12 protein-coding genes and 1 riboswitch are annotated in these 12,047 nt (G+C 55.0%); of the genes, 8 read left to right on the top strand and 4 right to left on the bottom strand.

Translation table 11 applies throughout. The features are described 5' to 3' along the window. Positions 1-65 precede the first annotated feature (65 nt). Positions 66-290: riboswitch (TPP riboswitch) on the bottom strand. 52 nt (positions 291-342) lie between these two features. Beyond that, positions 343-831, bottom strand: a complete 489-nt coding sequence (gene rsd / locus ACLJNW_RS22705; protein WP_000934317.1) for a sigma D regulator — start codon at positions 829-831, stop codon at positions 343-345. 92 nt (positions 832-923) lie between these two features. Here rsd and nudC point away from each other — a divergent pair, with 92 nt between their 5' ends. The 6 genes from nudC to ACLJNW_RS22675 all read left to right on the top strand — a co-directional run bounded on the left by nudC (position 924) and on the right by ACLJNW_RS22675 (position 5,278). After that, entirely contained in the window at positions 924-1,697 is a 774-nt protein-coding gene (gene nudC / locus ACLJNW_RS22700) for an NAD(+) diphosphatase (RefSeq protein WP_020839714.1), read from the top strand. 40 nt (positions 1,698-1,737) lie between these two features. Then, entirely contained in the window at positions 1,738-2,802 is a 1,065-nt protein-coding gene (gene hemE / locus ACLJNW_RS22695) for a uroporphyrinogen decarboxylase (RefSeq protein ID WP_000137628.1), read from the top strand. A gap of 9 nt (positions 2,803-2,811) precedes the next feature. Further along, positions 2,812-3,483, top strand: a complete 672-nt coding sequence (gene nfi / locus ACLJNW_RS22690; RefSeq protein ID WP_000362363.1) for a deoxyribonuclease V — start codon at positions 2,812-2,814, stop codon at positions 3,481-3,483. 41 nt (positions 3,484-3,524) lie between these two features. Next, the gene (locus ACLJNW_RS22685; protein WP_000940092.1) at positions 3,525-4,115 is read left to right on the top strand and encodes a YjaG family protein; all 591 of its coding nucleotides are present in this window, start codon (positions 3,525-3,527) and stop codon (positions 4,113-4,115) included. Positions 4,116-4,301: 186 nt separating this feature from the next. Beyond that, on the top strand, positions 4,302-4,574 hold the full coding sequence (hupA, locus tag ACLJNW_RS22680; protein ID WP_001044509.1) for a nucleoid-associated protein HU-alpha: 273 nt from the start codon (positions 4,302-4,304) through the stop codon (positions 4,572-4,574). An 11-nt stretch (positions 4,575-4,585) separates the two neighbouring features. Then, entirely contained in the window at positions 4,586-5,278 is a 693-nt protein-coding gene (locus ACLJNW_RS22675; protein ID WP_001083940.1) for a DUF1481 domain-containing protein, read from the top strand. A gap of 41 nt (positions 5,279-5,319) precedes the next feature. Here the strand turns inward: ACLJNW_RS22675 and zraP are convergent, their stop codons facing one another. Continuing rightward, positions 5,320-5,775: a zinc resistance sensor/chaperone ZraP gene (gene zraP / locus ACLJNW_RS22670; RefSeq protein WP_000828129.1), complete on the bottom strand. Its 456-nt coding sequence runs from the start codon at positions 5,773-5,775 to the stop codon at positions 5,320-5,322. A gap of 253 nt (positions 5,776-6,028) precedes the next feature. On the opposite strand from zraP, the gene zraS reads away from it, so the two are divergent. Further along, positions 6,029-7,426 (top strand): two-component system sensor histidine kinase ZraS, encoded by a 1,398-nt coding sequence (gene zraS, locus ACLJNW_RS22665; RefSeq protein WP_024154452.1) that lies wholly within the window; start codon positions 6,029-6,031, stop codon positions 7,424-7,426. A 5-nt stretch (positions 7,427-7,431) separates the two neighbouring features. Then, positions 7,432-8,757 carry a sigma-54-dependent response regulator transcription factor ZraR gene (gene zraR, locus ACLJNW_RS22660; protein ID WP_000617941.1) on the top strand — a complete coding sequence of 442 codons (1,326 nt, stop codon included), beginning with the start codon at positions 7,432-7,434 and terminating at the stop codon, positions 8,755-8,757. On the opposite strand, the gene purD is transcribed toward zraR, so the two are convergent. Together purD and purH are read right to left on the bottom strand one after the other, a co-directional pair. Next, positions 8,754-10,043 carry a phosphoribosylamine--glycine ligase gene (gene purD, locus ACLJNW_RS22655; protein ID WP_023204415.1) on the bottom strand — a complete coding sequence of 430 codons (1,290 nt, stop codon included), beginning with the start codon at positions 10,041-10,043 and terminating at the stop codon, positions 8,754-8,756. The genes zraR and purD overlap by 4 nt on opposite strands. Positions 10,044-10,058: 15 nt before the next feature. Next, on the bottom strand, positions 10,059-11,648 hold the full coding sequence (gene purH / locus ACLJNW_RS22650) for a bifunctional phosphoribosylaminoimidazolecarboxamide formyltransferase/IMP cyclohydrolase (protein ID WP_024154453.1): 1,590 nt from the start codon (positions 11,646-11,648) through the stop codon (positions 10,059-10,061). Positions 11,649-12,047: the final 399 nt, after the last annotated feature.

The raw sequence follows: 12,047 nt of genomic DNA, 5'->3' as shown, positions 1-12,047 counted from the left end.
GACGTGGCTTGTCAGACGACGGATGGAGTAATGGATGTGCGCCGCCCGTAAAGGCAGCAGCATAAAGCAGAATTACTCTTGTTCCCTTCGCAGGTATTAACCTGATCAGGTTCCGCGGATCCCGAATTAACGGTCTCAGCCTTTTCCACTTCATCCTTCGCGCTGCCTCTTCGTTGGCTTCGTCCGCTCACTCCATTCACTTACTTATGTAAGCTCCTGGAGATTCACCGACTTGCCGCCTTGACGCATCACGAACGCTTTTGTGGAAAATTAGCACTCCGACAAGATAACCGCCCCTCCGAAGAGGGGGCTGAAGTAAACTACCCGTTACTCGCGCAGAACTCAAGCGGGACGTTTGACTCTGGCGCCGTCGTGCATCGCGTCAAACACCAGCATAATCAGCTTGTCTTCCAGCACAAAGCGGGCTTCCAGCGCTTCGCCGATATCTGACAGAGCTTGTTGAAATTCGAGACAATTATCGTGATCGATGGCAGTTTCCAGGCTGGTGTCGTAATAATCCATAATGCGCTGCGTATTATCTTCCAGCAGCGGCCAGATTTTTGCCGCATGTAAAAGCTGACCGTTTCCTTCCAATTTATGGAGAATACGTTCATAAATACTGAAGTGCCCGGCGGAAAGGTAATCGACCAGGCTCTGACAAAAATTATCCAGCGCTTTTTCATTCAGCCGCATGTACGATTCTTTGCCAGGCTTAATGCCAACCAGGTTGTAGTAAGCCACGAGCAGGTGCTTACGTACATCCAGCCAGCGATCGACCAGTTTGTTGCTTCCGCCAACGCGCTCCGTCAGGTTTTCCAGCTGGTTTAGCATGATTGTCTCCGCAAGTTAGATAAAGGCTGCTCGCCATGAATGTAAAAATAATGTTAACAACATGCCAGTGAAGCAAAGGTAGTGCAAGAGCTATGGATCGTATAATTGAGAAATTAGATAGTGGCTGGTGGATCGTCAGCCATGAACAAAAATTATGGTTGCCGTATGGGGAATTACCACACGGGCTGGCGGCAAATTTCGATCTTGTGGGGCAGCGCGCACTCCGGATAGGTGAATGGCAAGGCGAGCCCGTCTGGCTGGTGTTACAGCATCGACGCCATGATATGGGATCGGTTCGCCAGATTATCGATCAGGATGCCGGGTTGTTCCAACTGGCGGGACGTGGCGTACAGTTGGCGGAGTTTTATCGGTCGCATAAATTTTGCGGCTATTGCGGGCACCCTATGCACCCGAGTAAAACCGAATGGGCGATGCTGTGCAGCCATTGCCGCGAGCGTTACTACCCGCAAATCGCCCCCTGCATTATTGTTGCCATTCGCCGTGAGGATTCGATCCTCCTTGCCCGGCACGTTCGCCACCGCAACGGCGTGCATACGGTACTGGCCGGGTTTGTTGAAGTCGGCGAAACCTTAGAACAGGCGGTCGCGCGAGAGGTAATGGAGGAGAGCGGGATTAAGGTGAAAAATCTGCGCTATGTGACTTCCCAGCCGTGGCCTTTCCCGCAGTCGTTGATGACCGCTTTTATGGCGGAGTATGACAGCGGCGAGATTGTCATCGACCCGAAAGAACTGTTGGAAGCAAATTGGTACCGTTATGACGATCTGCCGCTACTACCGCCACCGGGCACCGTCGCGCGCCGTTTGATCGAAGATACGGTGGCAATGTGTCGGGCTGAATATGATTGACATGTTACACTGGGCGCATCAACGCTAAAGGAATGTAAAAATGACCGAACTCAAAAACGATCGTTATCTACGTGCGCTGCTGCGCCAGCCCGTTGATGTTACGCCAGTGTGGATGATGCGCCAGGCGGGCCGTTATCTACCGGAGTACAAAGCCACTCGCGCTCAGGCGGGCGATTTTATGTCGCTGTGCAAAAATGCCGAACTGGCCTGCGAGGTCACTTTACAGCCGCTGCGCCGTTATCCGCTTGATGCGGCGATCCTTTTCTCGGATATCCTGACGGTTCCGGACGCGATGGGCCTGGGGCTGTACTTCGAAGCCGGGGAAGGCCCGCGCTTTACGGCCCCTGTCACCTGCAAAGCCGATGTCGATAAGTTGCCCATTCCCGATCCGGAGGATGAACTGGGCTACGTGATGAATGCGGTGCGTACGATTCGCCGCGAACTAAAAGGCGAGGTTCCGCTGATCGGCTTCTCCGGCAGCCCGTGGACGCTGGCAACTTACATGGTGGAAGGCGGCAGTAGCAAAGCCTTCACGGTGATTAAAAAGATGATGTACGCTGACCCGCAGGCGTTGCATCTGCTGCTGGATAAGTTGGCGAAAAGCGTCACGCTGTACCTCAACGCGCAAATCAAAGCGGGCGCGCAGTCGGTGATGATTTTCGACACCTGGGGCGGCGTGCTGACTGGCCGCGATTACCAGCAGTTCTCCCTCTACTACATGCATAAAATCGTCGATGGCCTGCTGCGTGAAAACGACGGTCGCCGCGTGCCGGTAACGCTGTTCACTAAAGGTGGCGGTCAGTGGCTGGAGGCGATGGCGGAAACCGGCTGCGACGCGCTGGGTCTCGACTGGACGACAGATATCGCTGATGCGCGCCGTCGCGTTGGCCATAAAGTGGCGCTGCAGGGCAATATGGACCCCTCGATGCTGTATGCGCCACCGGCACGGATCGAAGACGAAGTAGCGACTATACTTGCTGGTTTCGGTCAGGGAGAAGGGCACGTCTTTAACCTTGGACATGGCATCCATCAGGATGTGCCGCCAGAACATGCTGGCGCATTTGTGGAGGCAGTGCACCGACTTTCTGCGCAGTATCACAACTAAGGAGTTAGTATGGATCTCGCGTCGCTACGCGCTCAACAGATAGAACTTGCTTCATCGGTTTGCCGCGAAGATCGCCTGGACAAAGATCCGCCAGCGTTTATCGGCGGGGCGGACGTCGGTTTTGAGCAGGGGGGCGAGGTGACGCGGGCGGCGATGGTATTGTTGAAATATCCGTCGCTTGAACTGGTAGAGTACAAGGTGGCACGTATTGCCACCACCATGCCGTATATCCCCGGCTTTCTCTCTTTTCGTGAATATCCTGCGCTGCTGGCGGCGTGGGAACAGCTCTCGCAAAAGCCCGATTTGCTGTTTGTGGACGGTCACGGTATTTCGCATCCGCGTCGGCTTGGCGTCGCCAGTCATTTTGGACTGTTGGTGGACGTGCCGACCATCGGCGTGGCGAAAAAACGGCTATGCGGTAAATTTGAACCACTTTCCACCGAACCTGGCGCACTTAGCCCCTTAATGGATAAAGGCGAGCAACTGGCGTGGGTATGGCGCAGCAAGGCGCGCTGTAATCCGCTGTTTATCGCGACAGGGCACCGGGTCAGTACTGACAGCGCGCTGGCGTGGGTACAGCGCTGTATGAAAGGGTATCGCCTGCCGGAGCCGACGCGCTGGGCGGATGCCGTCGCTTCCGGACGTCCGGCGTTTGTTCGTTGGCAAGAAATTCAGCGCTGATTCAGGTAAACTGCCGCTAATTTCCGATTCGAGATTCCATCATGTTACAAAACCCGATTCATTTGCGTCTGGAGCGGCTGGAAAGCTGGCAGCACGTTACCTTTATGGCCTGCTTGTGCGAGCGCATGTACCCGAACTACGCCATGTTTTGCAAGCAGACGGAATTCGGCGACGGACAGATCTACCGTCGCATTCTGGATCTGATCTGGGAAACCCTGACGGTGAAAGATGCAAAGGTCAATTTCGATAGCCAACTGGAGAAGTTTGAAGAGGCAATTCCGGCAGCTGACGACTATGATCTGTACGGCGTTTACCCGGCGATTGATGCCTGCGTCGCATTAAGCGAATTAATGCATTCTCGCCTTAGCGGCGAAACGCTGGAACACGCTATTGAGGTTAGTAAGACTTCCATTACTACGGTAGCGATGTTGGAAATGACTCAGGCTGGTCGGGAAATGACCGATGAGGAGCTCAAAACGAACCCTGCCGTTGAACAGGAATGGGATATTCAGTGGGAAATATTCCGACTTTTAGCCGACTGCGAAGAACGTGATATTGAACTGATAAAAGGGCTCAGGGCAGACCTGCGCGAGGCTGGCGAGAGCAATATCGGTATAAATTTTCAGCAATGACACCAGAAAACGTGATTTAACGTCTGATTTGTCGTGCCATAAGGCTTCCCTTATGCCCCCCGTCTGGTCTACATTTGGGAGGCGAAAAAAAGTGGCTATCGGTGCGTGTATGCAGGAGAGTGCTTTTCTGGCATTTCCGTCGCACTCGATGCTTAGCAAGCGATAAACACATTGTAAGGATAACTTATGAACAAGACTCAACTGATTGATGTAATTGCAGACAAAGCAGAACTGTCCAAAACCCAGGCTAAAGCTGCTCTGGAATCCACTCTGGCTGCTATTACTGAGTCTCTGAAAGAAGGCGATGCTGTACAACTGGTTGGTTTCGGTACCTTCAAAGTGAACCACCGTGCTGAGCGCACTGGCCGTAACCCACAGACCGGTAAAGAAATCAAAATCGCCGCCGCTAACGTACCGGCGTTTGTTTCTGGTAAAGCTCTGAAAGACGCAGTTAAGTAAGACGCGTAACTGTGAACAGTTTTATCGAAGGGGCTTATCAGCCCCTTTTGTCCGTCTGGCGTCGCGCGTTTCTGTTTTCTGGCGCGCTGTTGCTGACTGCCTGCAGTCATAACGCTTCACCGCCTCCGTTTACTGCCAGCGGCTTTGCCGGCGATCACGGCGCGGTGCGTATCTGGCGTAAAGATACGAACGATGAAGTCCATCTGCTTTCTGTTTTTAGCCCGTGGCATAGCGGCAGCACGACGACCAGCGAATATCGTTGGCAGGGTGATACGCTTTCGCTTATTGAACTCAATATTTACAGCAAACCGCCAGAACATATTCGCGCGCGTTTCGACGCTCATGGCGAACTCAGTTTTATGCAGCGTGAAGTCGGGGGGCAGAAGCAGCAGCTTTCCAACGATCAGATTGCCTTGTATCGCTATCGCGCCGAACAAATCCGTCAGACCAGTGACGCCTTGCGCCTGGGGCGGGTCATACTACGCCAGGGACGCTGGCACGCCGACCATACGGTAACCACCTGTGAAGGTGAAACGCTGAAACCGGATCTGGATTCCTGGGCAATAAGCCACATTGAGCGCCGCCAGAACCACTCATCGGTAGAGGTGAGCGTAGCATGGCTGGAGGCGCCGGAAGGATCGCAACTTTTGCTGGTGGCGAATTCAGATTTCTGTCACTGGCAGCCGCAAGCGAAAACCTTTTGATGGAATACCGAATGGCGAAGCCGCCATTCGGCAAACATGCTTTACCAGTTTCCCATACCCATATGACCGCCGCCGCGATGATAACCGCCGCCATAGCCGCCGCAACCGCCATAGCCCATTCCTGCGCCGCGTGGTATGCCAGCCTGCGCCATCGCGACATCCCGTTTCACGCGTTGCTCATCTAACTTCTGGCCTAATGACTCCATCTCTTTGGCAACCGCGTTAATTTTCGCAGTATCCGGCGAACTGGCGGTCAGTAGCGCGTTGTATTCATAACGTTTGGATATCAGTTGCTGGCGCAGCGCGCTGGTCTGCGTATAGTAATCATCATAAATCTTCTGCGCCGTCGCCTGCTGTTCCGTAGTTAACGGGCTACCTCCCTGTTGCCACATACCGTCATTGTTGCCCCAGTGATGCCCGGCGAAGGCGGCGCCGGAGCTCAGGGCCAAAAGAGAGAGGGCAATTAGCGCGATAGCTGATTTATTGTTCCGTTTCATTTTGCGTTCTCCTGTTGCTCATCTTATCCTCTCTCTTGCATCTTCCGTGCCAGGTAACTATTCCTTGTCGGGCAGCGAGTTAACCCGCTTCAGGCGGCAAAAAGCGAGTAAAAATGACTCGCATAACCCGCCTGGCGAGTCATTTTTACCCATCCGTATCCGAAAGGGTGTGCGACAACGCGCGGTTATGCGGAGCGAAGAATGGCATGATCTCTGCTTAAGTAAGGAAAATAAAAACGAGCCGGGGAAGCCTGTGAGTTTTATACGATTACATAAAGATGCCGCTGCAACGTGGTTGAGTCGACTGTTACCTGCGGCGATCTTCATTCTGGTGGGGCTATTTTCCATTATGGTCATTCGCGACTATGGCCGTGAGAGCGCTGCCGCCAGGCAGACGCTGCTGGAAAAGGGAAATGTACTCATTCGCGCTCTGGAGTCCGGCACGCGAGTAGGTATGGGAATGCGGATGCATCACGCGCAGCAGCAGACATTGCTGGAAGAGATGGCGGGTCAGCCAGGCGTGTTGTGGTTCGCCGTAACGGATGCGCAGGGGGTAATCATCACTCATAGCAACCCTGGCATGGTGGGCAAATCGCTCTATTCCCCATCTGAAATGCATCAACTAAACCCCGGGCCGCAGGAGCGTTGGCGGCGTGTCGACGTTGCTGCTAACGGCGAGACGGTGCCTGCGCTGGAAATTTACCGTCAGTTCCAGCCGCTTTTCGGTATGAGAGGTCACGGTATGAGGGGGCACGGCATGGCGCGTAGCGCCAATGACGACGAACCAGCGAAACAAACTATTTTTATTGCCTTTGACGCCAGCGAGCTGGCCGCAACACAGGCAAGGGAGCGGCGTAATACGCTGATTGTTTTGTCTGCGTTAGCGACGGTGCTGTTGGCAACGTTACTGGCGTTTTTTTGGCATCAGCGTTATCAGCGCTCACACAGAGAACTGCTTGATGCAATGAAGCGTAAAGAAAAGCTGGTGGCGATGGGGCATCTGGCGGCGGGCGTCGCGCACGAAATTCGTAACCCGCTCTCGTCCATCAAAGGGCTGGCGAAATACTTTGCCGAGCGCACGCCTGCCGGCGGCGAGTCGCATGAACTGGCGCAGGTGATGGCCAAAGAGGCCGACCGTTTGAACCGGGTGGTAAGCGAATTGCTCGAACTGGTAAAGCCCGCGCATCTGACGCTCCAGGCGGTTAACCTCAATGATATTATTACTCACTCCCTGAATCTGGTCAGTCAGGATGCCCAAAGCAGAGAGATTCAGTTGAGATTCACGGCGAATGAGACGCTTAAGCGTATTCAGGCTGACCCGGACAGGCTGACTCAGGTGCTGTTGAATCTGTACCTGAACGCTATTCATGCGATTGGCCGCCAGGGAACGATTAGCGTAGAGGCAAAAGAAAGTGGGACCGACCGCGTTATCATCACTGTTACCGATAGCGGGAAAGGGATCTCTCCGGATCAGCTGGAGGCGATTTTTACGCCTTATTTTACGACCAAAGCTTACGGGACAGGCCTGGGGCTGGCTGTGGTGCAAAATATCATCGAACAGCATGGCGGCGCGATTAAGGTGAAAAGTATTGAGGGTAAAGGCGCGGTCTTTACTATCTGGTTGCCAGTGATAGCGAGACAACAGGATTAACAAGGGTGATACGCGGAAAAATCGATATTCTGGTTGTGGATGATGATGTAAGCCACTGCACGATTTTACAGGCGCTGCTTCGGGGCTGGGGCTATAACGTCGCTCTGGCCTACAGTGGGCATGATGCGTTGGCTCAGGTGCGTGAGAAAGTCTTTGATCTGGTACTGTGCGATGTGCGTATGGCGGAGATGGACGGTATCGCCACGCTGAAGGAGATTAAAGCGCTCAATCCCGCCATTCCGATTTTGATTATGACGGCATTCTCCAGCGTGGAAACGGCGGTAGAGGCGTTGAAAGCCGGCGCGCTCGACTATTTAATTAAACCGCTGGATTTTGACCGTCTGCAGGAGACGCTGGAAAAGGCGTTGGCGCATACGCGGGAAACGGGCGCTGAATTGCCATCGGCGTCGGCTGCGCAGTTTGGCATGATTGGCAGCAGTCCGGCGATGCAACATTTACTGAATGAAATCGCGATGGTCGCACCATCAGACGCCACGGTATTGATTCACGGAGACTCCGGCACGGGTAAAGAGCTGGTGGCGCGGGCGCTACACGCCTGTAGCGCTAGGAGCGATAGACCGCTGGTCACGCTCAACTGCGCCGCGCTTAATGAATCGCTGCTGGAGTCCGAGCTGTTCGGACACGAAAAAGGCGCGTTTACCGGCGCGGATAAACGTCGGGAGGGACGCTTTGTCGAAGCTGACGGCGGGACATTGTTTCTTGATGAAATCGGCGATATCTCGCCGTTAATGCAGGTACGTTTGCTGCGGGCGATTCAGGAGCGCGAAGTGCAACGCGTGGGAAGTAACCAGACGATATCTGTGGATGTTCGGTTAATTGCCGCTACCCACCGCGATCTGGCGGAAGAGGTGAGTGCTGGTCGTTTTCGCCAGGATCTCTATTACCGCCTGAATGTGGTGGCGATTGAAATGCCTTCTTTGCGCCAGCGTCGGGAAGATATTCCGCTACTGGCAGACCATTTTCTGCGGCGTTTTGCCGAACGTAACCGCAAAGCGGTGAAGGGGTTTACGCCGCAGGCGATGGATCTGCTAATCCACTACGACTGGCCGGGCAATATCCGTGAGCTGGAAAACGCTATCGAGCGGGCGGTGGTGTTGCTGACGGGAGAATACATTTCTGAACGCGAATTGCCTCTCGCTATTGCCGCGACGCCGATAAAAACGGAATACAGTGGTGAGATCCAACCGCTGGTGGACGTCGAAAAAGAGGTGATTCTGGCGGCGCTGGAAAAAACGGGCGGCAACAAAACCGAAGCCGCCCGTCAATTGGGCATTACGCGCAAAACGCTGCTGGCTAAACTCAGCCGTTAGCTTTGCTCACGCTCGATGGCGCGCCAGCCGATGTCGTTACGGCTGAAGCTGCCGTCCCAGCGAATGTCGGTCATCAGGGCGTAAGCGCGTTTCTGCGCCTCAGCCACGGTGTGACCCAGCGCGGTCGCGCACAGTACGCGGCCGCCGCTGGTGAGCACGCGGTCGTCGTCGGCGAGCTTAGTGCCAGCGTGGAAGACTTTGCCGTCAGCCACTTCTTCCAGCGGCAGGCCGTGGATCTCATCGCCAGTGTTGTAGTTGCCCGGATAACCGCCCGCGGCGATCACCACGCCTAATGAAGCGCGCTCGTCCCACTCGGAGGTTTTCTCATCCAGCTTGCCGTCGCAGGCGGCGAGGCAAAGATCCACCAGGTCCGACTTCATGCGTAGCATGATCGGCTGGGTTTCCGGATCGCCGAAGCGGCAGTTGAACTCGATAACCTTCGGATTACCCTGCTTGTCGATCATCAGACCCGCATACAGGAAGCCGGTATAGGTGTTACCTTCCGCCGCCATGCCTTTCACGGTTGGCCAGATGATGCGTTCCATGGTGCGCTGGTGCACTTCATCAGTCACCACCGGCGCCGGTGAGTAGGCGCCCATGCCGCCAGTATTCGGGCCGGTATCGCCGTTGCCTACGCGTTTGTGGTCCTGGCTGGTGGCCATCGGCAGCACGTGCTCGCCGTCGACCATCACGATAAAGCTCGCTTCTTCGCCGTCGAGGAACTCTTCAATCACGATGCGGTGGCCCGCGTCGCCAAAGGCGTTGCCTGCCAGCATGTCATGAACGGCGGCTTCGGCTTCTTCAAGCGTCATCGCCACGATAACGCCTTTGCCCGCAGCCAGACCATCGGCCTTGATGACGATCGGCGCGCCTTTCTCACGCAGATAAGCCAGGGCTGGCTCAATCTCGGTGAAATTCTGGTATTCCGCCGTCGGAATCTGGTGACGAGCGAGGAAATCTTTGGTGAACGCTTTGGAGCCTTCCAGTTGCGCGGCCCCTTCGGTTGGGCCAAAGATCTTCAGACCCGCCGCGCGGAACGCATCGACCACGCCAATCACCAGCGGCGCTTCTGGACCAACGATGGTCAGATCAATCTTCTCGTTCTGGGCAAAGCTCAGCAGCGCCGGAATATCGGTGACGCCGATAGCCACGTTCTGCAGCGCGGGTTCCAGCGCGGTGCCCGCGTTGCCCGGTGCGACAAAAACGGTATCAACCAGCGGCGACTGTGCGGCTTTCCAGGCCAGCGCGTGTTCGCGCCCGCCGTTACCAATGACTAAAACTTTCATCGTCTGCTCCCTGAATTAATGGCGGAAGTGGCGCATGTCGGTGAAGATCATCGCAATGCCGTGTTCATCGGCAGCGGCAATGACTTCATCATCACGGATAGAACCGCCAGGCTGGATAACGCAGCTCACGCCGACAGCGGCAGCGGCATCAATACCGTCACGGAACGGGAAGAAGGCGTCGGAAGCCATGGCTGAGCCTTTCACTTCCAGACCTTCGTCAGCCGCTTTAATGCCAGCGATTTTCGCGGAGTACACGCGGCTCATCTGGCCTGCGCCTATGCCGATAGTCATGTTCTCTTTGGCATACACAATGGCGTTGGATTTCACGAACTTGGCTACCTTCCAGCAGAACAGCGCGTCACGCAGCTCCTGCTCGGTCGGCTGGCGTTTGGAAACCACGCGCAGTTCAGCTTCGCTCACCATACCCAGGTCACGATCCTGAACCAGCAGGCCGCCGTTAACGCGTTTGAAATCCAGGCCCGGAACACGCTCGCCCCACTGACCGCAGGTCAGAACACGGACGTTCTGCTTGGCTGCGGTGATTTTCAGCGCTTCTTCGCTTGCGGATGGGGCGATGATCACTTCCACGAACTGACGGGAGATGATGGCCTGCGCGGTTTCGGCATCCAGCTCGCGGTTGAAAGCGATGATGCCGCCGAACGCGGAGGTCGGGTCGGTTTTATAGGCGCGGTCGTAAGCGTAGAGAATAGAGGTACTTACCGCCACACCGCATGGGTTAGCGTGCTTGACGATTACGCAGGCTGGCTCGTTGAACTCTTTCACACACTCCAGCGCCGCGTCGGTATCAGCGATGTTGTTGTAAGAAAGCGCTTTGCCCTGAACCTGCTGTGCGGTGGCAACGGACGCTTCTTTCACATTTTCTTCTATATAGAAGGCTGCCTGCTGGTGGCTGTTCTCGCCATAGCGCATATCCTGCTTCTTAATGAAGTTCAGATTCAGCGTACGCGGGAAGCGACCGGCGGCTTCTTTGCTTTCACCGTGGTAGGCCGGAACCATGCTGCCGAAGTAGTTAGCGATCATGCTGTCGTAGGCGGCGGTGTGTTCGAAGGCTTTAATCGCGAGATCGAAACGGGTGTCGAGGGTCAGAGAACCTTCGTTAGCATCCATCTCTTTAATAATGGCATCGTAGTCGCTGCTCTTCACCACGATAGCGACGTCTTTATGGTTCTTAGCAGCAGAGCGCACCATGGTCGGGCCGCCGATATCAATGTTCTCTACCGCATCTTCCAGCGAGCAGCCTTCGCGTGCCACGGTCTCGGCGAACGGATACAGGTTAACGACAACCATATCGATAGGGGCGATGTGGTGCTGTTCCATAATGGCATCGTCCTGGCCGCGACGACCGAGGATGCCGCCGTGGACTTTTGGATGCAGGGTCTTTACGCGTCCATCCATCATTTCCGGGAAACCGGTGTAATCGGAAACTTCGGTCACCGGCAGGCCTTTTTCTGCTAACAGGCGGGCGGTGCCCCCCGTAGACAGCAGCTCCACACCGCGTGCGGAAAGTGCCTGGGCGAATTCGATGATACCGGCCTTGTCAGAAACACTGAGCAGAGCGCGGCGGACTGGACGACGTTGTTGCATGGTAAATCCCCTGGATTTGACGATTACAGAGAGCGTTAGCTGAATTTTTCGTGAAAAACTCAGCTAACGCCCCTTATGGGGTATTCTCATTTTGCGGCGACATTGTAACGAAAACGTTTGCGCAACGCTCGCGAATTTTTCTTTTTAAATTCTGGCCCCGCTTTTATCCCTGAAAGATCATTTGCAGAGTGAGAAGATCCAGGAGATGAACGCGCATTTTGTGGATAAGTCTGTGCGTAAATGGGTATAACCAGGGGTTTTGCTGGGGAATGCAGCAAACAGTCATTTTTCTGCAATTTTTCTATTGCGGTCAGCAGAGAACTCCCTATAATGCGCCTCCATCGACACGGCGGATGTGAATCACTTCACACAAACAGCCGGTCGGTTGAAGAGAAAAAT

The organism is Salmonella sp. SAL4457 (assembly GCF_046548235.1).
Taxonomy (GTDB): Bacteria; Pseudomonadota; Gammaproteobacteria; order Enterobacterales; family Enterobacteriaceae; genus Salmonella; species Salmonella enterica.
This window is presented reverse-complemented; position numbering and strand designations above follow the sequence as displayed.